The organism is Truepera radiovictrix DSM 17093, assembly GCF_000092425.1.
Lineage (GTDB): Bacteria > Deinococcota > Deinococci > Deinococcales > Trueperaceae > Truepera > Truepera radiovictrix.
On the sequence record NC_014221.1, the window covers coordinates 2658871 to 2685586 of the forward strand.

A 26716-nucleotide genomic window follows, 5' to 3' on the forward strand; every position below is an offset into this window, starting at 1 on the left:
CGAGAGCCGCACCCTGCGGCCTCCGCCACGGCCGCTAACCCTCCCACAGGAGCTCCGTGGTGAAGTGCTCGACGTTGTAGCGGGTCATGTAGAGCCCCCGCTGGTACTCCCCCAGGCGGGGCGGCACCGCTTCACCCGCGAGCAGGGCGAGCAGCCACTCGGGATAGTGGCCGCCGGCGGCGTAGGCGAGCGGGAAGCCACCCCCGAAGCGCGGGTTGACCTCGATCAGCACGGGGCCGCGCTCGGTCAAAAAGGCCTGCAGGGTGATGGGGCCGCGCGCGCCCAACTTGGCCGCCGCCGCCAAGAGCCCCTCGAGCCACCCGCCGAGGTCGTCGTCGGGGATCGTCACGCCTTGAATCGACTCGCCGGCAAGCGTGCGCAGGCGGATGCGCGGGACGTAGTGCAGCGCCCGCCCCTCGAAGTCGAGGAGCGCGTCGATGGTGACCTCCGGGCCCAAGAGCTCCTCTTGGATGATGGCGTTGGGGACGCGCGTGAGGATGTCGGGCAGGGTCGCCGGGGTCGCGCGGTAGGTGTCGCGGCTCGCGCTCCCGTCTCGAGGTTTGACAAAGAGCCGCTCGGGCAACGCGAGCCCCTTGCGCTGCACCTCCTCGGGGGTCCAGCTCTGCGGCACGTCGAGGCCGTGCGAGGCAAAGGCCTGCTGGGTCAACCACTTGTCGCCGCTAATCTCGACGAACGCGTGGTGCGACACGAGCGCTTTGCACCCCAGTTCGGCGAAGGCAGCGGCGTGCGCCGCGAGCACCCCGAGCTCGGGGTCGATAGTCGGCACGATGAGACCGACGTCGTGCGCCTCGACGAGCTCCAAAAGGTGCGGGACGTAGTCCGGTGAACCGACGCTGGGGAGCCGAAAGGCGGCGTCCGCTAGGTAGAGCGTCGGCGCGAGCGCGCTCGCGTCCCCCGCGAACACCCGCGCGCCGCGCGCGTGCGTGGCGCGTTTAAACGCCTGCACGAGCGAAGCGCGCCGCCCGGCGCTGGTGACGAGGACGTTGTAGGCGCGCGGCGCAGCTGACGTGTGCGTCACACCGACCGCCCGCACCAGCTACCCACGACGCGTCGCCGCGCGCCTGCCACCCTAGCCTGCACCACCATCCACCTCGCCACCCGTTGTCGTCTCGTCATCCTCTGTCCTCGTCGCCCCACGCGCCTGATCGCCTCGGGGGGGCGCGCGATCACCACCTTCGCGCGCTGCGCGCTATCATAACATCACGTTGTAAAGCCGCTTTCAGCGCGCCCCGAAAGGGGCTTAAGGAGCTTTGAAGCGCTGGGCAATGGTGACTCAACCCCGCCCCGCGACCCCCTCGAGCACCTCGCCAAAACGCGCGACGACGCGCTCTGGGGAAAACGCCCGGACCCGCTCCCGCCCACGCTCGCGGAAGCGCGCGCGCGCCTCGGGGTCACTGAGGAGCCCCGCGATCCCCTTTGCCAGCGCCTCGGGGTCTTCGCTCCTAACGAGCACCCCCGCGCGACCACCCTCCAACACCTCGGCGGGGCCGCTCGGGCAGTCGGTCGCCACGACCGGGGTGCCGACCGCCATCGCCTCGGCGATCACGCGGCAAAACCCCTCGAAGCGCGAGCTCGAGACGAACACCTCGGCGCCGCGAATCCAGGCGTAGGGGTTTTCCTGAAAGCCGGGGAAGCGCACCCCGTCCTCGACCCCCAGCGACGCCGCCAGCTCGCGTAGCCGCGCCGCCTCCCGCCCCTCGCCGACGATCACCAAGGGGTGCGTGACGCCCGCAGCGCGCAGCCGCGCGTAGGCGCGCAGGAGGATATCAAAGCCCTTTTGCGGCTCGAGCCGCCCGACCGCGACCAGATAGGGGCGCTCCGGCGCCCCTTCGGGGGGGGGAGCCGCGGCGTAGCGTTCGGCGCGCGCCAGGTCGAGCGGGATGTAGACCGTCTCGGTGCGCCCCGCGAGCGCCGGGTAGAGCTTTTGGACGCTCTCGCGGATACCCTCGGAGATCGCCACAGCGCGCGTCAGGCGCGGGTAAAAAAGCTTCGAGAGCGCTGCGTAGCGCGGCGGCAGGGCCGCTAGCACCTCGGGGAGGGAGTTGCGCACGAACCCCACCGACGGTTTGCCGGTGAGCTGAGCGGCCAAGACCGCCAGAAACGTCGGGGCCATCTCGAGCCCGCCGACGATCACATCCGAGCGCCGTGCGAGCCGGTAGAGCGTTGGCGGCAACTGGGAGGCCTTGCGCAGCGCCCCCCCCGACGAGGCGCCGTAAAGGACCTCGACGCCGCGGAGCACGTCCCCCCACGCTTCGCCGCGTTCCACCACGAAGAGCTGCGGCTGAAAGCGGCGCCGGTCGAGGTGCGCGATCGTGGTGAGGGTGCTGAGCACCGCGCCGTTTTTGCGGAGCGCGCTGAGGATGAAGAGGACGCGCAGCGGCGAGGTCGCCGTGGGGGCCGTCACGCGCGTCTCCACGTGCGCCACCCCCCGCGCAGGCGCTGCCACCAGGCGATGGGGGTGCTGGCCACCGCTTTCTTTTCACGGCTCGCCCACTGCAGCGTGTGAAACCCGAAGAGCGCGACCTTGGCGAGCGGGCCGGAGAGCGCCACGGAGCCCTCGAGCCACGAAAAACCCCACGAGAGGTCCTTGTAAAAGAGCTTGGGTACCGTGCGGCTGCCCGCCGCAGCCCGCCCGGCGCGCGCCCTCTGCACGCGCGCGCCGACGTCACGCACGATCCGGTAGAGGTCGCGCGCCGACAACGCTTTAGCGAGCGGCGCCGCGCGCAGCTCGTTGGGGTCGTCGCTAATCGGCGCCCAGGCGAGCGCGCGCGCCTCGCGGCGGGTCGGGCGCGCGATCAGCATCCCCGTCACCAAGCGCGCGCAGGCGCGCAGCTCGCGCTCGTACAGGCTCGCCGCACTGCGCCCTAGCTCGAGCGCAAACGCTTCTGCGACCCCCTGAATGGTCCGTAAAAACGCCTCGCGTTTGGGGTGCGCGGGCAGCGGTGAGAGCACGGGTTCCACGCGCCCGCTCGCCGTACAGGCGTAGCCGCGCGTGCTGCCGTGGTCGGCCATGGTAAACACCTGGTCGATGAGCCCCTTGTTCTGAAAGAGCGTGCGCACCCCCGAAACGACGTCGTCTTCGACCTCTTCGAGCAGGTACGCCCGCGCCTGACCGTACGCGAGCGCCGAAAAGCGGGTTTTGGAGACGCCTAAGTAGTAACCCAAAAGGTGCGGCTGCCCCTTGGCGGCGAGCAGCTTTTTGAGCGACGCCTGCGTGCGCAGCGTCCACCCGACGTCGACGAGCGCCCAGTGGTCATCCGCTAAGAGCCCCTCTTGTTCAAAGTACGCGAGCGCCACCTCGCGCGCCCGCTCGGCCTCGGCGAGGATGCGGGGCGCCACCTCGGGGTCTTCGACAAAGCGCCAAAACCGCTCCGCCGCCTCCCCGGTGAGCTGCTCCTCCCACGTCTCCGGCGGAAAGCCGTGGCGCCTCAAGGGCGCTTCGAGCGCCTCTGGGGTCAGGTTGAGGCGCCTGAGGTTGTGGCGCGGCGCCGAGGACTGGCCGGTGAGGAGGATAAACTCGACCTCGTCGCGCGCGAGCGAAAACGCCGAGGGCAAGTACCACGCTTGGCGCGAGCCGTAGAGGTAGCGCGCCTCCGGGTAGCGCGCAGCCGCCTCGGGGCGCTTTTCGGTTACGCCCTCGCGCAGCGCACGGGCGACCTTGTGGAGCACCTGGCCGTCGCGCGCCACGAAGTAGAGCCGCTTTAGCGCGCGCGCGCGCGCGTCCTCTAACACCCAGAGGACGAAACCAGCAAGGAGCGGCGCCACCACGCTCGCGGCGATCTCCACGCTCGCGCGCGCCTCGTCTTCGGCGCCCTCCGGAAGGTCGAAACCGAGCCGAACGGCGCGGGCGATGCCGGCCACTTGCGAGGTGACCCAGGGCCTGTCGGTCGGTACCCTTAGCATCGCCTTTTCAAAGCGGTTGAGCTGCGCGCCGGTAAAGAGCTCGGCGCGCACCCCCACCTTGCGCGCCCCCAAAAAGTCGCTCTCGACGCCGTCGCCGCAGTGCAGCAGCTCGGCTGCGGAGACGCCCTCGCGGGCCAAGACGTGTTTAAAGAGGTTGCCGCTGCGCTTGGTCAGCCCGAGGTCGCTCGAGACGTAAAGCGCGTCCTCGGGCACCTCGTAACCGCACGAGACGAGCATCGCGCGCAGCGCATCTTTGGGCAGGTACATGTCCGACACGAAGACCACGCGCGCGCCCGCCTCGCGCAGCGCCCTGACGCGCCGCCGCACCGCGGCCACGGGGCGCATGAGGTCGCGCTCGAGCGCCACCTCCGCCTCCTGCATCGCCGAGGCCGAGACGCCCCAGGCGCTAAAGTCGGGCAGCTCGGCGTAGATGTCAGCGAGCGAGATCTCCTCACCCGAGCGCCGCCGGTGCGCCGCGCGCTCGGCTTCAATGCGCGCGCGCGCGAGCTCGCTCACCTCTTCGCGCCCAAAGCGGCAACCCCCGCCCCCCTCTACCCCCAACACCCGCTCGGCCAAGAGGTAGAACGCGTCGGTCGGCCGCGCGACGGTGCGCACCAAACAGGTGTCAAAAACGTCAAAAGAATAGACTGCCGTACGTTTCATGTCGTCCTCAAAGTCCCCGGTAAGCCCCTGCGAAGCCCTCGGTGGGTTTTGACGTGCGGAGTGCACGGATGCCAGTTGTCGCATGGGCGCCACTTCGCACCCTAGCGTGCACCGATGCCGCCAGCGTTGCAGGCTGCAGCGCCCCCATCACACTCCAGCGAGCATAGCAAAGCCACCCCCCGTGGGAGGCCGCGACGTCACGTTTGTCGCCGTCCGTCGCCGCGCGCCGTCATGTCAGCTCTCGGTTCGGCGGCCGGTGCGCCCACGTCGTCTCGGGGCGACCCCGAGAGGCTTTTACGGCGCCCGGCTGCCGGTCTATAATCGCCTTCTCTGGAGGAAAAATGATGCGACTGACACCCCTACGCTCCGCCGCCCTGCCGCTCGCCCTTCTCGGCCTCGCGTCGCTCGCCCTGGCGCAAGAGGGCGCTCAGGACACAGCCGTGCCCGACCTCGGCGGGCGAACGCTGCTGATCGGTTCGGACACCACCTACCCGCCCTTTGAGACCGTCAACCAAGAGGGCGAGATCGTCGGCTTCGACGTCGACGTGATGAACGCCATCTGCGAGCGCATCAACTGCGTCGCCCAGTTTCAGACGACTGCCTGGGACGGCATCTTCGCCGCGCTGGCCAACGGCGAGTTCGACATGGTCGCCTCCGGCGTATCGATCACGCCCGAGCGCGAGCAGATCGTCGACTTCACCATCCCCTACTACGAGGTCAGCCAAGCGATCGCCGTACGCGTCGGCGACGAAGACCTGACGATCGCCGACTTCGAGGAAGGAAACCTGGTGCTCGGCGCGCAGACCGGTACGACGAACGCCATGACCGCCGAGCGGCTCGCCGGGCGCGAGCGCACGCGCCTCTACGACACCTTCGCGACCGCCATCCAGGCGCTCCTCACGGGCGACGTCGACGGCGTCGTGATCGACGACGTCACCGCCGACGCCTTCGCCGCGCAGTACGCCGGGCAGCTCGTCGTCAGCATCCGCGAGGTCGCATCGGGCGACCAGCTGGGTTTCGTCGTCCCCCAGGGCGACCCGCTCGTCGACGCGCTCAACGCCGGTATCGAGATGATCCAAGCCGACGGCACCCTCGACGCGCTCGTTCAAAAGTGGCTCGTCGCCGAGGAGTAGGCGGGGTGCAGCACCCTCTGGGCCCGGACACGTCCGGGCTCTTTCGCGCTCTAGAGAGCGGCGGCCCCGCTAGCGGCGAGAACGGCCGGTGAGCCGCGCGCCCGACAACCCGCTGAGCGGCTTGGGGAGCGCCCCGGCGCGCCCCGCCCCCGCAGCGCCGAGCCGCCCGCGAGGCCGCTGGAGCCGGCTGCGGCCGAGCTACCTCGTCCTGCTCGCCGCGCTGCCCTTCGTCGTCTACCTGTTTGTCAGCGCCCCCGACTACACGCGGGCGCTCGCCTACATCGGACCCGGGCTCGGGGTGACGGTCGCCGTGACGGTCGCGGCCTACGCGGGAGCGCTCGTGCTCGGTCTGGGGCTCGCAGGGCTTTTGCTCCTTAAACTGGGGCGCCGCACGCTGCTTACCTTCGGCGCCCTCGTCCTCGCCGCGCTCCTCGGCAGCCTCTTTTTCTTTACCCGCCCCCCCGTGACCTACGCGCTCGTCGGGCAGCCGGGTGGGCGCGTCGCCATCATCCAGGGGACCCCCTCGCGGGTCGTCACCCCCATCCAGACGGGCCGCTACGCCGGTGAGGGGGCCGAGGGGGCGGGCTTTGCGGTGCGCGCTGCGATCAGCGCCGAAGCGGCGCTGGCGGCTTTGGAAGCGGGCACCGTGAGCGCCGCCTTGATCCCCCAAGAGGCGCTGCCGGCGGGGGCAAACGTCCTCTGGGAGACGACCTTCTTGCCCCCCGAGGCGCGCAACCCGGCGCTCGTCTTGGGGGTGCTCGGGGTGCTTTTGGCGATGCTCACCGCCGCCGCCGCCCGCAGCCGCGAGCACCCCCTGGCGGTCTTTGCCGAGCTCTACGTCGACATGATCCGCGGTATCCCCATGCTGGTCATTATCCTCTACGTGGGCTTTCCCCTGCAGGCGGCCCTGCGCGACGCCACGGGCGGTCTTCTCAACATGCCCATCCTGATGCGCGGGGGGGTCGCCATCGCCCTCGGGTACGCGGCCTACATGGCCGAAATCTTCCGCGCGGGGATCGAAGCCATCCCCAAAGGGCAGCTCGAGGCGGCGCGCAGCCTGGGGCTCTCGAGCTGGCAGAGCGCGCGCTTCGTCGTGCTGCCCCAAGCCCTGCGGATCGTCACCCCGCCCCTCGGCAACGAGTTTATCGCCATGCTCAAAGACACCTCGCTGCTCTCGATCCTGGGGGTGCGCGAGCTCACGCAGCTCACCCGCGAGTACCAGGCATCGAACTTCCAGGTGTTTCCGCCCTTTAACACCGTGGCGCTCCTCTACATCGGCCTGACGCTGGCCGCCTCGAGCCTACTCAAATGGCTCGAAGGGCGCACGAAGTTCGGCAGGTGAGCTAGCACCGCCACCGTATCCGAACGCACGCCCGTCGTCGTTCAAAACGCGTATTCTTCGCGCGACATCGGCGCTCGCGGCGACGCCACAGCAGGTGATGCCGCGAGCGGCGCTCGGGAGGTGACGGTGAACGCGGTGACGACGGCAGCCGAGGACGTAAGGCGGTGTGGGTAGCGGTATGTCGCCCCTTAGTGTCCTCGCCCTTTTTTTCGTCGCGCTCCTCGTGTGCCGCGCCGCCGCTGGGGCGCTGCGGCGCCTCGGCAGCCCCGCGACGGTCCTCGAGATCGGCTTCGGCTTCGTGATCGGCAACTACCTGCTCCAGGCGCACGAGGTCGCCCTGATGCGCGGCTTTGCGGAGCTCGGCACCGTCATCCTCTTTTTCTTCGTCGGCCTGACCATGCAGACGGCGTCGTTTCGGGGCGCCGGACGCCACGTGCTGCGCATCGCCGGCCTCGGCTCGCTCGTCCCGATGGCCACCATGTTCGCGCTCTCGCCGCTTTTGGCCCTTGGGCGCGCCGAACTCCTGCTCGCGACCGCCGTCATCATGACCTCGGGGGCGGGCGTCGCCGCGCGCGTCCTCAGCGAGGGGGGGTTTCTCGCGTCGCGCACGGGGCGGGTGCTCGTCGCCGCCTCGATCGTCGACGACCTCCCGAGCCTCCTCTTTCTCACGTTTGCCACCACCGTCGCCGCCGCTACCGGTACCTTCGCCGCCGCGCTCGCGCGCCCGCTGCTGACCCTGCTGCTCCTTTTCGGCGGCCTCAAGCTGCTCTCGCGGCTCCCCTGGCTGCGGGGCGCCCCCGCGCTCTACCCGCTCGGCGTCGCCGTGTGCGCCGCTTGGCTCTCGGCGCAAGCGGGCGTGACCGCGCTCGCGGGGGCGTTTTTGAGCGGCTACCTGCTCGGCCCGCTCGTGCGCCAGCGCGAGGTCGTCTACATCGAGTCGCTGCTCGACCTGTGCGTACCCATCTTTTTCCTCTTCGTCGGGACGCTGATCTCGGCGCGCGCCCTTTTCGACACGGGTAGCTGGGCGCTCGCCGCGCCCCTCGTCGGGGCGTGTCTCGTCACCCCCCTACCCATCGCGCTCGCGCTCGGTGAGCGGGCGCGCCGCGACGGCTGCGACCCGTGGCTCGTCGCCTTCGGGATGATGCCGCGGGGCTTGCCGGGGTTGGTGTTCGCGACCACCGCGTTTTTGGGCGGGCTCATCCCCGCCAAGCTCTTTTCAGCCCTCGTCATCGCCGTCACGGTGAGCAACCTCGTCGGCCCCGCCGCGATGACGCTCCGCATGAACCACCTAAGGAGGGTCGGGGGGTTTCTCGACGCCCTCCCCGGCGAGGCGGCGACTTAGACCTGGGCGCGCCAGACGGATACGGCGGCCACACCACGTACTACACGCACTGCGGTGCCGATAGTTCCACCGTCGTCATAGCCGTCCGTGCCACCACACCGAGAGCCCCGGGTAGTACGCCGAGACGATCGCCTGGAAGAGAAAGTAGTCCACGATGAGGTGGACGACGAGCACCCACAGGAGCGCCCTCGAGCGCTCGTACATCGCCCCCTGGGTGAGCGCGAAGAGGTAGACGAACACGGGACCGACGCCGCGAAAGGCCATCGTGTAGAGGACAGTCGTGTAGATCACCGCTTGCGCCACGTTGGCGGTGCGCGCCCCGAAGAGCCCGCGCAGTACGGCGTAGCAGACGTTGATGAAAAACAGCTCGTCCCAGATGCCGACCAAGTTGATCCCGACGAAAAGCCGCAGCAACGAGGCGTCGTCCGGCACCCGCGGCAGGCTCCAGTTAAAGGGCACCTCGGGGCTCAGGACGCCGAAGTAGAGCGCGAACGCCCCCCACGCGAGCGGCACCGAGAGCAGGACGTAGAACAGCTCCAAAGGCTCGAGCCGCTCGGGCAGCAGTTTGAAGGTCACCGGGTGCGGGTCTTCGTGCCACAGCACCAGCGCGGGCAGGGCGATCGCCGAGAGAAAAAAGGCGCCTAGTAGCACGAAGTTGTAGGGGCTCGTGTCGGTGCTGATGGGCGCGAGCGCGAGCACCACCACGGCGGCGGCGAGCGCCAGGTAGCGGCGGCGGCGGTAGGGGCTCTCGTAGCGGAGGGCGACGCCGAAAAGGAGCGCGAAGGGCGCGCCCCAGAGCCACGCCCCGTGCGCCACCCAGAGCACGGTCACGGCGAGGAGCGCGGCGAGCGGTACGAAGCGCTGTACGTGAGGGGGCACGGGGGCATCTTAACGCGCGCCCTTAGCCGCCCAAATGGGTATGCTAAAGGGCGTGCCGCACGCCGAGATCAGCCTCCGCGCCCTCGCGCGCAACCTCGCTTCGCTGCGCGCGCGCACCCGCGCGCAGCTGCTCGTCCCCGTCAAGGCGAACGCCTACGGGCACGGCGCCCCGGAGGTGGCGCGGCAGCTCGAGCGCTTGGGCGTCCCCTGGTTCGGGGTCGCGACCGCCGATGAGGCGCTCGAGCTGCGGGGAGCGGGGATCAGCGCCGACATCCTCATCTTCGGCCCCGTCTACGAGGGCTTGGAGGCGCTGATCGCACAAGGTGTCGCGCTTAGCGTCGTGGACGCGCGCAGCGCCGAGGCCGTGGTGCGGGCGGCGGGAAGCGTCCCGGGCGCCCGCGTGCACCTCAAAACGGACACCGGTATGGGGCGGCTCGGCGAACCGCTCGCCGCTACCCTGAAGACCGCCGAGCGCTTAAGCCGCGCCCGCGGGGTGACGCTCGAGGGGCTCTGGACGCACCTCGCCGCCGCCGACGAACCCGACTCGAGCTTTACGCAGGTCCAGCTGGCGCGCTTTAGCGACACGCTCGCCGCTTTGGGGCGCGCGGGGATCACCGTACCGCTCAAACACGCCGCCAACTCGGCGGCGCTTTTCGCCCACCCCGCCTCGCACTTCGACCTCGTGCGCCCCGGCATCGCCGTCTACGGCTACCATGCAAGCCCCTTTATCGCCGCTCTGGCGCCCGAGCTGACGCCCGTGATGACCCTCTCGGCCCCCGTGACCTTCGTCAAGCGCGTCGCGGCCGGCACCCCCATCTCGTACGGCGGCCTCTGGCGCGCCCCCCGCGACACCACCGTCGCCACCGTCCGCTTCGGCTACGCCGACGGCTACCCGCGCGGCCTGAGCGCCACGCCACACGCCCGCGTCCGCCTCCAAGGGCGCCTCTGCCCAATCGTCGGGCGCGTCTGCATGGACCAGCTGATGGTCGACGTCGGCGACCTTACGGTCACCGTCGGCGAACGCGCCGTGCTCTTCGGCCCCGAAGGCCCGACCGCCGAGGACCTCGCGGGGGGCGTCGGGACGATCTCCTACGAGCTGCTGACGCAGCTCGGTCGGCGCGTCGCGAGGTCTTACGTCGACGCGGTCGACGCGCCCTGATGGGGAGATGCGCTCACACGTGTGCGCTAGGGTCAAAACCGCAGCTAAAGGGACGGTTAACGTGGGCGCGTAGGGGGGGAGCGCTCACCGCGGGGGGTGTCTGGTAGAGTAGAGCACTTTCGAGCGGTGCGCTGCCGTTCCGACTGCACCAGCAAGAAATCGCCGCTTTACCGCGGGACCCCTTTATAAGGAGCCCTATGGACGCCATCGCCCCGCCGACGACCCTTTTTGACGACCTGAAACCACGCACCCCCGCCGGCCTACTAAGCCGCCGGGAGAAAGACCGGCTGATCGAACGCGGTTTTCTGGGCCTCTACCGCTGGTACACCGCCCGCAGCCAAGCGACGCGCAACTGGAACCCCGACAAGTCCTTTGAGTGGCGCAAGCTCCGCCAGGATCTCTCCGAACCGCTCATCCAGATCCTGCAGGGGTTTTTCGCGGTCGAGTACTTTACCCCCGACTACGTCGACGAGATCCTCAACCTCGTGCGCAAAAGCCACGGCCGCAGCCACTTTCAGCTCCGCTGGGGGGCCGAGGAGGAGAAGCACGCCGACACCTGGGAGAACGCAGTCCTCTTCTCGCGCCGCCGCACCCCCGAATTCATCGAGTCGTACAAGGAGGACCTGCGCTCGTCGGTTCACCGCAGCCTGTGGGAGGGCGACGCCCTTAGAAACCTCGTCTACACCGTTTTTCAAGAGCGCGCCACGCAGCTCAACTACCTCAACCTGTTAAAGATCGCGCGCGGCAAGTCCGACAAGCCGCAGCACAAAGGGGACGCCGACCCGGTGCTCGCGCAGGTCGCGCAGACCATCGCGGTCGACGAGGCGGCGCACTACAACTTTTTCCTGGAGGGGGTGCGGCTCTTTCTCTACTACTACCCGCAGCGCACCCTAGAGGCCATCCGCGACGTCATCACCCACTTCACCATGCCCGCGCACGACATCGTGCCGGACTGGGACGCCTTTAACTACGCCGTCTACAAAGCCGGCGTCTACGGCCCCCGCGAGTACGCCCGCGACGTCGTGCAGATCGTCTTTCGCAACCTGGGCATCGAGAGCCGCAAAAAGCTCGAGGAGGGCATTAAAAGGGGCCGCATCGTCCCCGACAAACGCGACGAAGGCACGCAGCAGACCGCCATCTGGGACAGCTTCGACTACGGCCTTATCGAGGGGGACGTCAGGCGCATCCACGACAAGGTGATCGCCTATGAACGGGAGATCGGCCGCGACGAGATCGACCCCTTGGTGTTCGTCCCCAACCCGGAGTGGCCGCAAAAGTAGCAGACCCAAGCTTCTCTTTTGACCTGCACTCACGGTGGTGCAGGTTGTTTTTTTAAGTAGTGCACGCTTCAGACACAAATACCGCCTTACCCACACTTCACACACCCCACAACTTATTGCACTTTAGTGTGCTTTAAGGTAAGCTCTCGGGAGTGCGAACTAACCTATGGGGGGTTAGGCGGCGCCTAGGTACCCCGAGCTTAGGCGTCCATCCTCGATGTGCCGCGTCCCCATCGCGGCGCGCGTCTGGGCGCTTTAGAGCGCTCTAGACAAAGGGGGCTTTATGTCACGTCCGTCTCGGTTGCTGCTCGCTTGCGCGCTGAGCGCGGCGACGCTCGTTCCCACCGCGGGTTCCGCCCAGGAGGCGCCGCCGCTAAACCCGGAGGTCGCCGGCGAGGTCGAGCTGTGGCACTTCTGGGGCTCGCCGACGCGGCGCAACGCGCTGCGCCGGGTGTTGGCCATCTGCCAAGAGGCGCTGCCCAACGTCCGCGTCACCGAGGTCTTTAAACCTTGGGGCGACATCTGGACCGCCAACATCGCCGCCGTCTCAGCCGGTTCGGGGATGCCCGACGTGATCGTCTCCGACCGCCCGCAGCTGCCGCGCGAAGCCGCCGAGGGGATTCAGCAGAGCCTGCAGGCGCTCATCGAGCGCGATGGGCTCTCCGAAGACGCCTTCTGGCCCTTTACCTGGCAGGAGACGCTCTACGAGGGTGAAAGCTACGGCGTCCCCTTCGAGACCGACGTGCGCGTAATGTACTACAACAAAACGCTCTTCGAGCAAGCGGGGCTCGACCCCGAGGACCCGCCGGCCACGTGGGCGGAGCTAGAGGCCGCCGCCGACGCGCTCGACCGCGTCGCCGACAACGGCGCCCTCGAGCGCCTCGCCATCGACCCGCTGCGCGGCAACGGTACGCCCGGTATCTGGGTGCTCAATAACGGCCACCAGTGGGTGCAAGATGGCCGCCCGGTCGTCGACGACCCCGCGGTCGCCGAAACGCTCGAGTGGCTCAAAGGCTGGGTGGAGCGTTACGGCGGTTGGCGGCAGCTGTCGCAGTTTCAAGCGACCGTCGGCGCGCCCCCCAACGACTACTTCATGTCGGGCAAAGTCGCGATGATCGTCGAGACCGCCGGTTACTCGTCGATCCTCAACTTCTACCGCCCGCAGATCGCGCTCGATAACGGCGAGAGCGTGGAGCTCGAGTGGGGCGTCGCGCCGATTCCCCACAACGAGGGTGCGGAATCCGTGTCCGACTCGGGGGGTTTTGCGCTCTCTATCCCGACGGGCGCCGAGAACGTCGAACCGGCGTGGGAGTTGATCAAGTGCGCGACCGGCCCCGAAGCGCAGACCTCCTGGGCGCGCGACACCTACGCCATCCCGACCCGCAGGGACGCCGCGCGCGACCCCGTCCTCATGGCCGACCCCAACTGGGCGTCGTACATCGAGGCGGTCGAGGCGGTGCGCCCGGAAAACCGCACCTTCGTCCCCGCTTACGCCAACTGGCAGCAGGAGCTCGACAGGCAGTACGAACGCATCTGGTCCGGTGAGCTCGAGGTCGAGGCGGCCTTGGAGGAGGCGCAGAGGCTTATCGACACCACCCTCGAGCAGAACCAGTAACGCGCCGCCTAAGGGCAGCTGCGGGTCGTGGGGGAGGCAGGAGGGCTCCCCACGACCTGCGGCGCCTTGAGGGTGTTTACCTTGACGCTCACCCCGGTTCGGTTGCGGATGCGGTTTGCGCGCCCGCGGCCGGTAACGCTACCCTTAGAACCTCGAGGTGAATGGTGGTGATACGATGACCCGTGCGGAGGTCTCCGCTTCGCAGCGGCGCCCGCGCCGCAGGTCCAAGCTGGCGCGCCGCGAGGCCCTCGTCGGCTGGCTGTTCGCAGCGCCGTGGCTCATCGGCTTCCTGCTCTTTACCGCGGGGCCGATGCTGTTCTCCCTATACGCGAGCTTTACCCGCTACAACCTCATCCGCGCCCCCGAATGGGTGGGGTTGCGCAACTACGAGACGATCTTCTTGCGCGACCCCTACTTCTGGCAGTCTTTGGAGAACACCTTCTGGATGGTCGGGGTCAGAACGCCCGTGGTCATCCTCTCGGCGCTCGGTATCGCCCTCTTGCTCAACCTCAACCTGCCGGGGAGCCGCTTTTTTCAGACGGTCATCTACCTGCCGACCGTGCTCTCGGGCGTCGCCGCCATCTTCCTCTGGCAGTGGATCCTCTCCCCCAACGGCCTCCTCAACAGCGGGCTCGCCGCGCTTGGCGTCCAGGGACCCGCCTGGTTCGTCGACCCGCGCTGGACCAAACCGGGCTTGGTCGTCATGGGCCTCTGGTGGATCGGCACCAACGTGCTCATCTACCTCGCGAGCCTCCGCGGGGTGCCCAGGTCGCTCTACGAGGCCGCCGAGATCGACGGCGCCTCGTCGTGGGCCAAGGTGCGCTTTATCACCCTGCCGATGCTCTCGCCGACGACCTTTTTCCTGGTGATCACGAGCATTATCGGCACCTTTCAGATCTTCGACTCGGCCTTTATCATCGCCGGCAGCGGTGGGCGCGACGTCGCTTTGGGCGGCCCCGGCGGCTCTTTGATGTTCTACGTCCTCTACCTCTACAACCGCGCTTTCGGCCGCATCGGCGCGGAGGGGTTGCAGATGGGCTACGCTTCGGCGCTCGCCTGGATCTTGTTCGCCATCATCCTCGTCATCACCCTCCTCCAGCTCTGGCTCTCTAAGCGCTGGGTGCACTACGAGGCGGAGAGGTAGATGGCGCTCTTTCGTCCCGTCGCGCGTCGGGTCGCTGCGGAGCGCGCCCACCCCCAACCCCCTCGGCTCCGCTTGTCACTCGGGCGCGCCGTGGCGTGGCTGCTCCTCGCGGGCATCGCGTTTCTCTTTCTCGTACCGCTCCTGTGGATGATCTCGACGTCGCTCAAGACCCCCGCCGACCTCGTGGGCAACCGCTGGATCCCCAGCGAGGTAGCCTGGGAAAACTACCGCTACGCCTTCGCCTTTGGCATGTGGGTCCGCTGGACGGTCAACACCCTCATCATCACCTTCGTCGGGGTCGTGGGGATGGTGCTCTCGTGCGCGCTCGTCGCCTACGCGTTTGCGCGGCTGCGTTGGCCGGGGCGCGACCTGATGTTCGGCCTCGTGCTGGCGACCATGATGCTCCCCGGCGTGGTCACGCTCATCCCGCAGTTTATCCTCTTCGCGCACCTGCCGGCTTTTGGGCTGCAGGGCTCGAGCAACTGGGTCAACACCTTTTTGCCCCTCGTAGCCCCCCCCATTCTGGCGGGAAGTTCGTTTAACATCTTTTTGCTGCGGCAGTTTATGCGGGGCGTGCCGATGGAGCTCTCCGAAAGCGCCAAGATCGACGGCGCCTCGGAGCTGCGCATCTTCTGGAGCATCGTCTTGCCGCTCAGCAAACCGGCGCTCGCCACGGTCGCTATTTTCACCTTTCAGGGTGCCTGGCAAGACTTTCTGCGGCCCCTGCTCTACCTCCAGAGCGAGCGGCTCTACACCTTGCAGCTCGGCCTTAGGCAGTTCGAGTTCGCCGCGGGCGGGGCGCCCGCGTGGAACTGGATGATGGCGGCGAGCCTGGTCGTGATGCTGCCGGTCTTGATCGTCTTTCTGGTCTTTCAGCCCTACTTCATGAAGGGTATCTCGATCACCGGGACGGGCGACCGGTAGCGCAGCCGCCCCCGACCTAGACCCCGCACCTCCCGGGGCACGGGGTCATCACAGGGCGGAGGCCTCACAAGCGACCTAAACTACCGCACCCCCTCGGGGCCGGGGGCGTCGTCTCGCTCGTCGGGCCGTTCGCGCTCCGGCGACCCCAGCAGGGCGTCGCGGTCGCCGTCTTCGGGCACCTCTAGGGGCACGTCGGGCGGTGGCGCGTCCACCGGGGTGTCTATGGGCGTCTGGCCTGGGGTACCAACGGGTGGCCGGTCGGGCGTCGGGACGTCCTGCGGCGTCGGTAGATCGGCGCCGGGTAGCCCCGAACCGGGTGTGGTGTCACTTACGTGCAGCATGCTCCCCCTTTCGCCCCCGATTATGAAAGCGCGCGCAGTCCTCGACTCGGCAGGGCCTTACAGTTCTCTGGAGGGTCTTTCGAGGGGAGGCGCGCGCGTGGCCAAGTTCGACTACAACCAGGACTTTAAGGCGATCGACTTCCGCAAGCACCCGGAGCGCTACCGCATCGGCAAGGGGGAGCAAGGGGTGCTGCTGGTCGAACCGTACAAGAGCGAGCTCCTCCCCCACTGGCGCTTTAAAACGCCGGAGGTCGCGGAAGCCTCATCGGCGAAACTCTACGAGATGTTCGAGGCGTACCTCGCCGCGGGCGACTTTCCGGGCGCCGACATGGCGCGCAAGTTTTTGCAGATGGGTTGGACGCGCGCGCGCCGCTACGCCAACCACAAGGGCGGCAAAAAGTACGACGGTCCGGTACCGCGGGACAAAAAGGGGCAGAGTGGGGCGCACGGACGAACGCAGCTCCCCCGCCACGAAGACCCCGTCAAAGCCGCAGCGGCGGCGATCTTCTACAAGCGCTACGTCCAGGCGAGGGAGCACCCCGAGTACAAACGGCAGCGGGCGGAGCACATCGCCCGCTTTGAAAGAGGGCGCTAGACGGCCTTAAACGGCGCCTTGCGGTGTGAGGAGCAGCTCCAAACAGGGGCGCGGCCACCGACACGCGTGCGGCGTGGGGAAGAGGGCGCGGTAGTCCTTGACAAACGGGGCGCTCAGCTGGATGCGAGCGTGGAAGTGGCGCTCAAAGAGGGGGTTTAGAGAGGCGAGCAGAGGGCCGAGTTCGGCGTCCCCCGGCAGCGTGCCGCACAGCTCGAGGTGCGCTTGCAGACGCTCCCACTGCACGACGTAGAAGAGCTTTTCGGCCTCCTCGAGGGTGAGTTCGGGGAGCGCTGTGAGCTCTGCGAGCGACAGCTGCCGCAGCTTAGCGAGGTCGGAGCCCGCGCGCGTCAACGCGGCCCTAAACGCCTTCCGGCGCACCCCGAGGGCGCGCGCGAGCTTGCCGACGAGCCAGGAGCGACGCCACTGCGCCGTGAGCGCGACCCAAGTCGGGCTCGCCGAGGGGTGAGGCACCCACGTTGCAGCGGGGGTGTCAAGTCGCCGAGAGAAGTGCATAAGGCAGTAGAGCGCAGCGCCCTTAAGCCAGACTTAAGGGGTCGCGGCGCTTCTCAGCCGTTTTTCAGCACAGCGGTCACAGCTCGCTCATGAGGCTCTCGAAGCGGCCGCGCACCTCCGCGGCTTTGGCGAGGTGGCCGCGCCGCTCCCAGAGGTTAGCGAGCGCCTCCCACGCGCTCTCGCTATAGGGTTCGTGCAGGGTCGTGGCGCTGTAGAAGCGCGTCGCGGCCTCGTAGTCGCCCGCGCGGTCGGCGAGCTCGGCGGCGGCGACGAGCAGCGCGAGGTGCTCGGTGTGCAGCGTCAAGCGCGTGGTCTCGGCCCACGCCGAATCGACGCCCAGAAGGAAGTCGGCGCGGTAGAGCTCGGCGCCGCGCGCGTAGTCGGCCAGCGCGCCGCTGCGCCGCGCGGCGGCGGCGAGCGCGCGGTAGCGCGCGACGTCGTACTCGAGCACCAGGCCGCCCTGCAGGTAGTAGCGGCGGTTCGCCGAGCGCACGACCTCGCCCCCGATGACCTTGCGCAACCGGTAGAGGGTGGTGTGAAACGAGCTGCTCGCTTTCGCCTCCGTCTTGCCCGGCCAGAGCGCCTCGGCGACCTCGAAGGTCGACACGCCGCGAGGGTGCTCCAAAAGGTAAAAGAGCAGCTCGAGCGCCTTGAGCGAGTCCCACTCGAGGCGCTCCGCGTCCCGCTCGACGGTCGGCGAGCCGAAGCCGTAGACCCTTAGCTTGCCCCCCGCGGGGCGGCGGATCTCGGCGAAGCGCGCGAGGCGCCGCTCGACGGCCTCGACGAGCTCGCGTTTGACAAAGGGTTTGGTAAGGTAGTCGTCTGCCCCCAACAGCATCCCCTGGCGCATCGAGGCGCGTTCATCGAGGGCGGTCAGGAACAAAAAGGGCACTGCGCGCAGCTCGGCCGTAGCGCGCACCGCCCGGCAGAAGGCGAAACCGTCCATCCCCGGCATGGTGACGTCTGACACGATAACGTCCGGGCGCAACCCGCTCTCGAGTTCGCTCAGGGCGTCCTGGGGACGCTCAAAGGTGAGCACCGAAAACCCCGCCGCTGACAGGATGAGGTCGATCAGCTTGCGCACACTCGGCTCGTCGTCGACGGCGACGACCAGACGATCTGTACGGTGTTCGAGCCCGACCTCGGCCGTCATAGCCGCCTCCAAGGGGTACGAGCGCGCGCGCCGCGTCGGGGGCGAAAGAGAGCGGGCGTCGGTGCGGTCGTCAGAACGGTCTTGGGCGCGTCCACCAGCGCCAAAGCGGTGGTTATCGGCTCCACGGGGCCTCCTCGCAGCGGTCGTCAGGGTCGGCAGCGAGCCTGGCGCCAAAAGGGTGCACCCCAGACGCAGCCGACCCCCGAAACCCCTTCCGGCCCCAAACGAACGAGCGGCTAACGGCTCCCTGCGTGACCTACAGCATCTTGGAGCGCTTCGGGGTCGTCTGCCATAAGACCGTTCACATTAAGCCGCACAAGCTCCCCGACGCGTTCGGCGACGTTGACCGTCCAGACGTTGAGCGGCACCCTGGCGCGCGCTGCAGCGCGCACCAAGGCCGGGGTGACGAGGCTGTGGTGCGGGTGCAGCGCGTCGCAGTGAAGGAGCCGCGCCCAAAGCAGCGCCGACGCGTTCGAGCGCAACCCCCTGGGGCCGTCCGGCGCGTAGAGGAGCGCCACGCGCAGCTCCGGGGCGCGCAGCCGGACGCGCAGCAGCGAGAGCGGGTTAAAGCTCGAGATCAGCGTCTGCCCCGCCAGACCCGAAGCCCGCACCGCGTGGACGGTGCGCCGCTCGAGCCCCTGCGTGCGCCAGCTTTGGGTTTTGAGCTCGAGGTTGATGAGCACGCCGGGGTAGCGCCGCGCCACCGCGAAAAGCTCCCCCAAGGTCGCGAGCGTCGGGATAGCCGCTTCGAGGTCATCCGGGTGCAGCTCGGCGACCTTGCGCCCGTCCGGTAGCGCGGTGTCGTGCACGAGGACGATCTCGCCACCCAAGGCGCACTGCACGTCGGTCTCGAGGCCGTCTAAGCCCGCTTCCAGGGCGCGCTCAAAGGCGGCGACGCTGTTTTCCGGCAAGCCGCCGCGCACACCGCGGTGGCCAATGAGGAGCGGCGGGGCGCGCGTGACCCCGGGGAGGGGGCGGGGAAACCACAAAAGCGCCCACACCGCGAGGGTCATGAGCAGCAGCGCGGCGTACACCGACCTTACGCCCCGGTCGGCGTCTCTGCGGGCGCGCCCTCACCACCGACTTCGGTCAGGGTGTAGGTCGCTTCCTCCATCACCGGGTTGCTGAGCACGCGCGCGAGCAGCTCACCCAGCTGCTTTTCGACGGCGCTGCGCTCGCCTGTGAGCGAGAGCTCGATGAGTTTGCCGATGCGCACGTCCTCGACGTTGGTCGCCCCCAAACGCTTCAGGGTCGCCTCGACGGCGCGGCCTTGCGGGTCTAGAATGGCGCGCTTTAGGGTCACGCGGACCGTGGCGCGAAAGGTCGGTTGGACGGGGTTCGGTTGGATGGGGTCGTTCACGCGTCCTCCAAAACGCGCCGCGCCACCTCTTGGTAGGCCTCTTCGACCCCCCCCAAGTCGCGGCGGAAGCGGTCCTTGTCGAGGCGCTCGCCGCTTTGGCGGTCCCACAAGCGGCAGGTGTCGGGGCTGATCTCGTCGGCAAGCAGCAGCTCACCGCCCGGGGCGCGGCCGAACTCGAGCTTGAAGTCGATGAGCTCAAGGCCCCGTGACGCGAAAAAGTCGCCCAGCACCTCGGAGACCTTGAGGGCGAGCCGGCGGAGCGCTCTTAGTTCGTCGGGCGTCGCCAGCTTGAGCGCTAGCGCGGTGTCGTCGTTTAAAGGTGGGTCGCCCAAGGCGTCGGACTTGTAGCACCACTCGAGCACGGTGGGCTCGAGCACCTCCCCTTCGGCCACACCGTAGCGCGCGGCGAACGACCCCGCCGCGAAGCGCCGGACGACGACCTCGAGGGGGATGATCTGCACCGCGCGCACGAGCTGTTCGCGCGGGCTCAGCGTTTTAAGAAAGTGCGTCGGCACCCCGGCGGCCTCGAGGAGCCCAAAGAGGCGCGCCGAGACGGCGCTGTTGACCTCCCCCTTGCCGGCGATCACCCCGCGCTTTTGGGCGTTAAAGGCGGTGGCGTCGTCTTTAAAGGCGACCACAAGCCGCTCCGGATGCTCGGTGGCGTAGACCTGTTTGGCTTTGCCCTCGTAAAGGAGCGCCCCGCGCCGCACGCCCTGCACATCGACCTCGTTCACGCTGCAACTATAGCAAGACGGCTCGTGGCTCGTGGCCTGCGGTTCACCACCCGCCACCACAACCCCTACCGCCCCACCCTAAGCGCCGCGCACACGGCCGCCGGGTTGCGCGACGAAAAGAGCAGCTGCCGGTCGGCGAGCAGCAGTTGCACCGCGACGCCGCCGTCGCCGGGGACGTTGTAGAGCCGCGCGGGTGGGTTGGGCGGAAAGGTGCGCGACCGCACCCCGTAACCGCCCCAGGTGCGCGGGTCGTAGCGCACCGCCCCACACCTGAGGATCGCCCCGTGGGGGATGGTCTCCGAAAAGAAGCGGTAGCCGACCCGGAGACCACGGTCGTCGACGCGGATGCGCAGCACGCTCATGTCCCACACCAGAGCGGCGAACCCCAACGACACGAGTGCGGTGGCGAGCTGTAGCGGCCCGCTCGAGCCGCTAAATAGCGGTGGCAGCGCGAACGAGGCGAAGATCAGGCTTAAAAGCCAGCGCGCCGGCGCCGGCCAGGGGAGCTCTTCGGTGTAACGCGCCCGCGCCATCAGAGCCCAAAGCGCGCGTAGATGGTGTCGACGAAGCGCAGGTACCAGTTCGCGTCGAAAGCGCTCGCCAAGGCTTCGGGTGAGAGCGGGTTGTCCGGGTCAGCCTCCAGGACCGCCCGCAGGTGCTCGCCCGTCTCCCAGCTTTGAAGCGAGGCGCGCTGGGTGATCTCGTAGGCGCGCTCGCGCGACAGCCCCGCCTCGAGCAGCTGGTGCAAGACCCGCTGCGAGTAGACAAGGCCGTGCAGCGCGTCCAGGTTGCGCGCCATCGCCTCCGGGTAGACGACCAGCTCGCGCAGCACGCGCGTGAGGCGGCGGCAGGCGTAAGAGGCCAGCGTGGTGGTGTCGGGCAGCAGCACGCGCTCGGGCGCCGAGTGCGAGATGTCGCGCTCGTGCCACAGGGCGACGTTTTCAAGCGCCGCTTGCAGGTTGCTCCGCAAAAGCCGCGCGACGCCCGTCAGGTTCTCCGTGGCGATGGGGTTCTTTTTGTGCGGCATCGACGACGACCCCGTCTGCCCGCGCGCGAACCCCTCTTGCGCCTCGCGGACCTCGGTGCGCTGGAGGTGGCGGATCTCGAGGGCGACGCGCTCGATGGTGGTGCCGAGGATCGCGAGCGCGCTCATCAGCTCGGCGTGGCGGTCGCGCGCGACCGTCTGGTTGGTCACGGGGTCGGGCGTCAGGTTAAGGGCGGCGGCGACCCGCGCCTCGACCTCGGGCGGCACGTGCGCGTAGGTGCCGACCGACCCCGAGAGCATGGCGACGGCGATCCCCTCGCGCGCGCGCTCAAGCCGCGCCGCGTCGCGCGTGAGCGCCGCGTAGAAGTTGAGGAATTTGAGCCCGAAGGTCGTCGGCTCGGCGTGGATGCCGTGCGTGCGCCCAATGCAGGGGGTGTGCTTGTACGCCACGGCTTTCTCTTTGAGCGCCGCTAAAAGCGCGTGAACGTCCTCGAGGATGAGCGCGAGCGCCTCGCGCAAGATCACGTTCTGCGCGGTGTCCACCACGTCGGTGCTGGTGAGCCCGTAGTGGATAAAACGCGCGACGTCCCCGAAGCGCTCCGTCAGGGCGCGGGTAAAGGCCACGATGTCGTGGCGCGTCTCGGCCTCGATGGCGGCCACGCGCGCGGCGAAGGCGTCGTCTAGGGGCCGCGCCGCCGCCGCCTCGCGCAGCGCCTGGGTGGTGCCCGCGGGGATCTCCCCTAACGCCTCCCACGCCTCGGTCGCGGCGAGTTCGACCTCGAGCCACACCCGGTAGCGGTGCGCTTCGCTCCACAGACGGGTCATCTCGGGGGTGCTGTAACGCTCGATCACGCCGCTCAGCTTACCGCACGCTCGGCGCGTTCACCTTTGCCGTCATCAGCATAGGAGTGCCCAGCATAAGGAGTGCCGCAGCTCCTAGATCCCCCTAGCCCTTCATAGCCTCTACTAATACGGACATGTGGGGGGTGCTTTTGGCTTTTTGACCAAAAAGTGTAGACTAAAAAGCATGAAGACGCTTCAGCTCCACGAGGTGAAAGCCCACCTTTCCAAGCTCATCGAGGAGGTGTTGCGCGGCGAGGAGATCATCATTTCGCGGCATGGCAAACCGGTCGCCAAGCTCACAGGGCTCTCTGCACCTGAAAAGCGCGAGCTGGGCTTCTACCCTATCGTGTTCGAAAACGACCTCCTCGAGCCCACCGACGACGACATCATCGACGTTTTCTACAACACCTAATGCGCCTGCTCCTCGATACCCATGCCCTCGCGTGGGCCGTCGGTGCACCGCAGCTACTCAGCCGGCGCGCTTTAGCGCTACTCAGCGAGCCTCAGCACACCTTGCTCGTGAGCCCTGTGAGCCTGTGGGAGATGAGCATCAAGTACCGTGCCGGCAGGTGGCCAGAGGTAGCCCCGTTCGTAGACGAACAACAGTACACGGCGTTCGCCAAACGGCTAGGGCTCGAGGAGCTCCCTATCCGCATCCCGCACGCGCGCCTGGCAGGACAGTTTGACACGGAGCACAAAGACCCCTTCGATCGCCTTTTAGCAGCTCAGGCGCTTCTGGAAGGGGTCCCCCTTGTCAGCAAAGATCCAGCGCTGTCCACCTTCCCCGTCGCAATCGAATGGTGAACTCCCTTTTCTTCGACCTCAGCTGACAGAAAAGCACAGGTGGCACAAGCGTCGCGACCACGCCTGCACCGCCTTACGTTGCGTCTCCGTCGAAAAGCCCCGCGAACGCCTCGACCACCTGGGGGTCGAACTGCGCCCCGGCCTGCGCCCGAATCTCCGCGAGCGCCGCCTCGTGCGACCAGGCTTTTTTGTAGGGTCGTTCGGAGGTGAGCGCGTCGTAGACGTCGCAGACTGAAAAGATACGGGCCAACAGGGGGATCTCAGCGCCCTGCAGCCCGTGCGGGTACCCGCGGCCGTCCCAACGCTCGTGGTGGTGCAAAACCGTCTCGAGCGTCGCGCGGGGCAAAAACTCGAGCTGCGCCGCCACGCGGTACCCCGCGGTGACGTGCTGGCGCATCGTCCTCCACTCCTCGTCGGAGAGGCGTCCAGGCTTATGCAAGATCGCGTCGGGCGTCGCGACCTTGCCGAGGTCGTGCAAGTAGGCGCCCCAACGCAGCGCGTCGCGTTCCTCCGGGGTGAGCGCTAGCGCCTCCCTGACCCTTAGGGCGAGCTCGGTGACGCGGTCGGTGTGGCCCTTGACCTCCGAATCGCGGCTCTCGACCGCCACGCCGAGCGCTTTGATGGCCCCCTCCTTGGCGCGCAGCGCCCGCTCCTTCTCCAGAAGCGCCTGCTCCTCGGCCACGAGCCGCGCGGCGAGCGCCGCGAGCGTCCCGGCGACCGCCCCGAAGAGGTCGCACTCGCGCGGGCTCCAGACGTGCGGCTCAAAGGTGTGCATCAAAAAAGCGCCCTTGAGCGCCCCGTCGCGGCTCAGCACCGGGGCGGCGGCGAGGCTCCTGATACCGAGTTCGGGGAAGCCGGCGGCCTCCGGCGCGGCGCTCGTGTCGTCGAAAAAGAGCGGCAGCGCGCCCCTTTCGAGCGCCCGCATAAGCGGGGTCTCGGCGGGCAGCCCGTGCGCCAAGATCGCCGCCATCGCCGGACCCTGCGGCATCACCCCGGAGGCCGAACGCGCCTTGAACAGGCCGCCGTCCACCTGGAAGTAGGCCGAACCCACCGCCCGCGTGCGCGACACGAGCGCCTCTAGCGCGGGCAACACCGCGCTCGGGATGTCGGGGGCCGAGAGGGCGAGCTGCGTCAGCGCGACGATGAGCTGCGCTCTCGGCTCCTTTTGGTCGGAAGCGGGCGAAGAGTCGGTGGCGAGGTAAGAGGGCGCTTGGGACATCGGTGCGGATCTCCTTTGACCTGAGTTCAAGCCATTGTAGAGGGGTGCGGGGGGATCGACGGCGAATTTTTACCCCCGCTTCAGCAGCCCTACGGCTCGCGAAAGCTTTTGGCGCGGAGTTCGAGCCTACCCCGCGGGTCCTGGCTGAAAAACAGCCCACCTTCACGTACCGAGTCAGGCGGCACGAAGTCGAAGGTCAGCTCGCTCGTCTCGGCGACCTCGCCCCCGCGCCGCAGCGCCCCTTCGACCACGAGCTCCGCCGCCGTCTCCCCACCGCGGTTGGCCGCCTCGAGCCGCACCAGGTAGCCCCCCGACGAGGGCTGCACGTCAAGGACGCGCAGCGCGATCTCTGGCGGCGTGTCGGGCGTTAAAAGGGCTTGGTAGAGCAGAAAGCCGAGCACACCGGCGACGAGCAGCAGCCCCAGCGCGGCCACCCCCCACTCGAGCCTCGAGGGGAGTTGCGGGGTGGGCGCTCCGGCATCCCTTGCATTCATTACAGGATGAGGCGCGCCGCCGCCGCGCCCACCGCCGCCGGAAAGCCGAGCACCACCGCCGCCATCAAAAGCTGCGCGACCCCCATCCCCTCGGCGCGCCCGAAAACCCACAGCACGTAGAGCGACACGAGCAGCGCCACCGCGTAGCCGACCACGGTAAAACGCAGGAACAGGCTCCCCACGGGGGTCGCCTCGGGGACCGCTTCCTGCCCCCGAAACGCGACCGCGTAGACGAAAGCGTGCATGATCACAAGCGACGCGAGCACGAGCAAAAGCGCGTGCCAGGGGGTGAACTGGTAGGAGATCAGCACCATCTCGTCGGTCGGCGCGAGGTTAAAGGCCAAAAAGAGCGCCCCGACCACCATGTAGACGAGTTCGGCGCCGTACCCGCGGTCGCGCGCCCCCTTCTCGGTCTCCTGGATGCCGAGCTGCCGCGCCGCCAGCATCGCCCCGATGCTCGCCGGGACGACCTGCATAGCGACCTTGCCGACCACCTCGTCCCACGACATACCGCGCTCCAAAACCGAAAAGAGCAACAAAAACGCCCCCGCGGTGACGAAACCGACGGCGAGCGCCACGAAGGTGTCGAGCAGGTCGTCTAGTAGGCACGACGAATCCCGAAAGCCGATGTAGCGAGAGAGCAGGACCAAAAGCGGCACGTTGAGCCCCACGAGCAGCGCGAGCCGGAAGCGCTCCAAGTAGAAGCCGAGCCACCACATCTCCATGGTCATGAGCATGGGCAGCGAAAAGATGAGGGCGCCCCCAAAGGCGCGGGCGAGCTCCACCGCAAAGGTGCGGCTGCTCTCGCGCGTCCTCGCTAGCGAAAGCGTGTCCATAGGCCCCTAGCCTAAGGCTTCTCGCCGCTTTTGGATACGGGCGCCGCAGCAGGTGCCGACGCCCCGCACGCGCCACAAACGCACCCGGCTCCGGTAGCGCCGCCCACTCCGCGAGCGATATACTCGCCTGTCGGCGGGAGGTGACATTACCGCCTTATATCTTCCAGCGACGCGCCTAGCTTGAGCGTCGCCCCGTTGGAGCTCGCCGTGTCACGCCCCCTCCTTCCACTCACCTACCTGCTCATCACCCTCACCACCCAAGCCATCTGCGCCGCGCTCCTCTGGGTCGCCAGAACCAGCCAGGGCGTCGCCGCCGCCGAAACGCTGCCGCTCGTCGTCATCCTCTTCGTGGGGGCGCTTTTTGTCTCGGCGACCTATCACCTCGGGCAGCAGCTGAGGGGTCTCGGCGCGCGCGCGCACCTCGTCACGCTCGGGGCTGCAGCCGCGACCAACCTCGCGCTCGCCGTCGCCGCCCCCCTCCCCGCGACCTTCGCGCTCGCCCCCCTCACGGCCATCGTCGCCGGCGAGCTCTACCGCGCGGCGTTTCGCCTGCACGCCCCTATGCTCGCCTCGATGACGGTGTACGTGGTCTGCACCCTGCTCGCCAACTTCACCTTCGACTCGTTTTTGGAGCTCCCCCTGTACGGCCAACTCTCGGTCGGCACGCTCTTTTTCGGGGTGACCTTTACCCAGCGCGACCGCGTGCACCGCTTTGGGCGCGTGCACGCCTATCAGATGATCCTGGCAGCGGCGCTCCTAAACCTCGCGCTCTCGGTGTACATCGGGATCCCGCTGCGCTTTCTGCTCGCGGGGTTTCTCGCCATCTTGATCGCCGAGATCGCCGACACCGAGGTCTATCAGCGCTTTATCGAGCGCCGTTGGATCGTCCGCGTCGCGACCTCGAACGCGGTCTCCATCCCGCTCGACTCGGCGGTGTTTACCGCGATCGCCTTTGCGGGCACCTTTAGCGTTGCGATGATGGCGGAGATCGTGTTCGCCGACATTCTCGCCAAAACGGCCGTCGGGCTGCTCGCTGCCGCGCGCCTTTTGCGCCAGGAGACCCACGCCCTCGCGCCGCAGCGAGCCCCGTGAGCGAGCGGCCTTACACACCGTTGCTGAGCGAGGTTACGGTCTTTTCGGAGCGCCGTTTTTATAGTGATGGTGCAGCGGAGAAAGGGTGAAAGATGGCCGACGCACCGAGTGAAGAGAGCCGCATCAAGGAAAACGAGCGCGTTTCGTTTGTCGACCTGGGGATGGCGCTCTACGAACGCCTCACGGGTCGCGGCGCCGCCATCAACTACGAGTTTAAGGACATGCTCGTCGAGGTGCCGCGCGACACCGGCCCCGACGCGCCGCGCGCGACTTGGAAGCTCAACGGCACGTTGCGCATCACCACCGACGAGACGGGGCACCCGCGCAGCGCAGGTAGCTAGC

The 26716-nt window shown here is 68.1% G+C and carries 28 protein-coding genes; 13 read left to right on the forward strand and 15 right to left on the reverse strand.

The features are described 5' to 3' along the window. Positions 1-34: 34 nt before the first annotated feature. The 3 genes from TRAD_RS12110 to TRAD_RS12120 form a co-directional block, all read right to left on the reverse strand. On the reverse strand, positions 35-1039 hold the full coding sequence (locus tag TRAD_RS12110) for an ATP-grasp domain-containing protein (RefSeq protein ID WP_013178903.1): 1005 nt from the start codon (positions 1037-1039) through the stop codon (positions 35-37). Between the two features lie 255 nt (positions 1040-1294). Then, positions 1295-2425: a glycosyltransferase gene (locus TRAD_RS12115; RefSeq protein WP_041948035.1), complete on the reverse strand. Its 1131-nt coding sequence runs from the start codon at positions 2423-2425 to the stop codon at positions 1295-1297. Then, positions 2422-4587 carry an HAD family hydrolase gene (locus TRAD_RS12120; RefSeq protein ID WP_013178905.1) on the reverse strand — a complete coding sequence of 722 codons (2166 nt, stop codon included), beginning with the start codon at positions 4585-4587 and terminating at the stop codon, positions 2422-2424. The genes TRAD_RS12115 and TRAD_RS12120 overlap by 4 nt, the downstream gene beginning before the upstream one ends. A 341-nt stretch (positions 4588-4928) precedes the next feature. On the opposite strand from TRAD_RS12120, the gene TRAD_RS12125 reads away from it, so the two are divergent. From TRAD_RS12125 to TRAD_RS12135, 3 genes are all read left to right on the forward strand, one after another. Then, positions 4929-5720 (forward strand): transporter substrate-binding domain-containing protein, encoded by a 792-nt coding sequence (locus tag TRAD_RS12125; protein WP_013178906.1) that lies wholly within the window; start codon positions 4929-4931, stop codon positions 5718-5720. Between the two features lie 88 nt (positions 5721-5808). Continuing rightward, positions 5809-7062, forward strand: coding sequence for an amino acid ABC transporter permease (locus tag TRAD_RS15410; protein WP_013178907.1), 1254 nt, complete (start codon positions 5809-5811; stop codon positions 7060-7062). 178 nt (positions 7063-7240) lie between these two features. Then, positions 7241-8404 carry a cation:proton antiporter gene (locus TRAD_RS12135; protein ID WP_013178908.1) on the forward strand — a complete coding sequence of 388 codons (1164 nt, stop codon included), beginning with the start codon at positions 7241-7243 and terminating at the stop codon, positions 8402-8404. Between the two features lie 75 nt (positions 8405-8479). Here TRAD_RS12135 and TRAD_RS15415 read toward each other — a convergent pair whose 3' ends face one another. Next, positions 8480-9283 carry a CPBP family glutamic-type intramembrane protease gene (locus TRAD_RS15415; protein ID WP_013178909.1) on the reverse strand — a complete coding sequence of 268 codons (804 nt, stop codon included), beginning with the start codon at positions 9281-9283 and terminating at the stop codon, positions 8480-8482. A gap of 52 nt (positions 9284-9335) precedes the next feature. Between TRAD_RS15415 and alr the strand changes: the two genes are divergently transcribed. The 5 genes from alr (at position 9336) to TRAD_RS12165 (ending at position 15405) form a co-directional block, all read left to right on the forward strand. After that, positions 9336-10442 (forward strand): alanine racemase, encoded by a 1107-nt coding sequence (alr, locus tag TRAD_RS12145; RefSeq protein WP_185095168.1) that lies wholly within the window; start codon positions 9336-9338, stop codon positions 10440-10442. 197 nt (positions 10443-10639) lie between these two features. After that, positions 10640-11722, forward strand: a complete 1083-nt coding sequence (locus tag TRAD_RS12150) for an acyl-ACP desaturase (RefSeq protein ID WP_013178911.1) — start codon at positions 10640-10642, stop codon at positions 11720-11722. A 283-nt stretch (positions 11723-12005) separates the two neighbouring features. Further along, entirely contained in the window at positions 12006-13337 is a 1332-nt protein-coding gene (locus TRAD_RS12155; protein ID WP_013178912.1) for an ABC transporter substrate-binding protein, read from the forward strand. 175 nt (positions 13338-13512) lie between these two features. Beyond that, positions 13513-14481, forward strand: coding sequence for a carbohydrate ABC transporter permease (locus TRAD_RS12160; RefSeq protein WP_013178913.1), 969 nt, complete (start codon positions 13513-13515; stop codon positions 14479-14481). Then, positions 14482-15405: a carbohydrate ABC transporter permease gene (locus tag TRAD_RS12165; protein ID WP_013178914.1), complete on the forward strand. Its 924-nt coding sequence runs from the start codon at positions 14482-14484 to the stop codon at positions 15403-15405. Positions 15406-15485: 80 nt separating this feature from the next. On the opposite strand, the gene TRAD_RS16110 is transcribed toward TRAD_RS12165, so the two are convergent. Then, the gene (locus TRAD_RS16110; RefSeq protein ID WP_013178915.1) at positions 15486-15746 is read right to left on the reverse strand and encodes a hypothetical protein; all 261 of its coding nucleotides are present in this window, start codon (positions 15744-15746) and stop codon (positions 15486-15488) included. A gap of 97 nt (positions 15747-15843) precedes the next feature. On the opposite strand from TRAD_RS16110, the gene TRAD_RS12170 reads away from it, so the two are divergent. Further along, positions 15844-16341: a DUF4385 domain-containing protein gene (locus TRAD_RS12170; RefSeq protein ID WP_013178916.1), complete on the forward strand. Its 498-nt coding sequence runs from the start codon at positions 15844-15846 to the stop codon at positions 16339-16341. Between the two features lie 6 nt (positions 16342-16347). Here the strand turns inward: TRAD_RS12170 and TRAD_RS12175 are convergent, their stop codons facing one another. The 7 genes from TRAD_RS12175 to purB all read right to left on the reverse strand — a co-directional run bounded on the left by TRAD_RS12175 (position 16348) and on the right by purB (position 21938). Further along, the gene (locus TRAD_RS12175; RefSeq protein ID WP_013178917.1) at positions 16348-16854 is read right to left on the reverse strand and encodes a hypothetical protein; all 507 of its coding nucleotides are present in this window, start codon (positions 16852-16854) and stop codon (positions 16348-16350) included. A 76-nt stretch (positions 16855-16930) separates the two neighbouring features. Next, positions 16931-18007: an AfsR/SARP family transcriptional regulator gene (locus TRAD_RS12180; protein ID WP_013178918.1), complete on the reverse strand. Its 1077-nt coding sequence runs from the start codon at positions 18005-18007 to the stop codon at positions 16931-16933. A 236-nt stretch (positions 18008-18243) separates the two neighbouring features. Continuing rightward, positions 18244-19041 carry a glycerophosphodiester phosphodiesterase gene (locus TRAD_RS12185; RefSeq protein WP_013178919.1) on the reverse strand — a complete coding sequence of 266 codons (798 nt, stop codon included), beginning with the start codon at positions 19039-19041 and terminating at the stop codon, positions 18244-18246. A 5-nt stretch (positions 19042-19046) separates the two neighbouring features. Further along, positions 19047-19367, reverse strand: a complete 321-nt coding sequence (purS, locus tag TRAD_RS12190; protein WP_013178920.1) for a phosphoribosylformylglycinamidine synthase subunit PurS — start codon at positions 19365-19367, stop codon at positions 19047-19049. Beyond that, entirely contained in the window at positions 19364-20101 is a 738-nt protein-coding gene (gene purC / locus TRAD_RS12195; protein ID WP_245523515.1) for a phosphoribosylaminoimidazolesuccinocarboxamide synthase, read from the reverse strand. Before purC ends, purS begins: the two co-directional genes overlap by 4 nt. A 65-nt stretch (positions 20102-20166) precedes the next feature. Then, positions 20167-20634 (reverse strand): DUF3093 family protein, encoded by a 468-nt coding sequence (locus tag TRAD_RS12200; RefSeq protein WP_013178922.1) that lies wholly within the window; start codon positions 20632-20634, stop codon positions 20167-20169. Further along, positions 20634-21938, reverse strand: a complete 1305-nt coding sequence (gene purB / locus TRAD_RS12205) for an adenylosuccinate lyase (protein WP_013178923.1) — start codon at positions 21936-21938, stop codon at positions 20634-20636. Before purB ends, TRAD_RS12200 begins: the two co-directional genes overlap by 1 nt. A 175-nt stretch (positions 21939-22113) precedes the next feature. Between purB and TRAD_RS12210 the strand changes: the two genes are divergently transcribed. Together TRAD_RS12210 and TRAD_RS12215 are read left to right on the forward strand one after the other, a co-directional pair. Continuing rightward, positions 22114-22341, forward strand: coding sequence for a type II toxin-antitoxin system Phd/YefM family antitoxin (locus tag TRAD_RS12210; RefSeq protein ID WP_013178924.1), 228 nt, complete (start codon positions 22114-22116; stop codon positions 22339-22341). Beyond that, complete coding sequence (locus TRAD_RS12215) at positions 22341-22733, forward strand: type II toxin-antitoxin system VapC family toxin (RefSeq protein WP_013178925.1); 393 nt, start codon at positions 22341-22343, stop codon at positions 22731-22733. The genes TRAD_RS12210 and TRAD_RS12215 overlap by 1 nt, the downstream gene beginning before the upstream one ends. Before the next feature lie 73 nt (positions 22734-22806). Here the strand turns inward: TRAD_RS12215 and TRAD_RS12220 are convergent, their stop codons facing one another. The 3 genes from TRAD_RS12220 to TRAD_RS12230 form a co-directional block, all read right to left on the reverse strand. Continuing rightward, entirely contained in the window at positions 22807-23952 is a 1146-nt protein-coding gene (locus TRAD_RS12220; protein ID WP_013178926.1) for an HD-GYP domain-containing protein, read from the reverse strand. Positions 23953-24041: 89 nt separating this feature from the next. Next, on the reverse strand, positions 24042-24446 hold the full coding sequence (locus TRAD_RS12225) for a hypothetical protein (protein WP_013178927.1): 405 nt from the start codon (positions 24444-24446) through the stop codon (positions 24042-24044). Then, positions 24446-25282: a TIGR02587 family membrane protein gene (locus TRAD_RS12230; RefSeq protein WP_013178928.1), complete on the reverse strand. Its 837-nt coding sequence runs from the start codon at positions 25280-25282 to the stop codon at positions 24446-24448. The genes TRAD_RS12225 and TRAD_RS12230 overlap by 1 nt, the downstream gene beginning before the upstream one ends. Positions 25283-25489: 207 nt before the next feature. Between TRAD_RS12230 and TRAD_RS16540 the strand changes: the two genes are divergently transcribed. Together TRAD_RS16540 and TRAD_RS12240 are read left to right on the forward strand one after the other, a co-directional pair. Beyond that, on the forward strand, positions 25490-26374 hold the full coding sequence (locus tag TRAD_RS16540; RefSeq protein ID WP_013178929.1) for a VUT family protein: 885 nt from the start codon (positions 25490-25492) through the stop codon (positions 26372-26374). 92 nt (positions 26375-26466) lie between these two features. Beyond that, the gene (locus TRAD_RS12240; RefSeq protein ID WP_013178930.1) at positions 26467-26715 is read left to right on the forward strand and encodes a hypothetical protein; all 249 of its coding nucleotides are present in this window, start codon (positions 26467-26469) and stop codon (positions 26713-26715) included. Position 26716 lies beyond the last annotated feature (1 nt).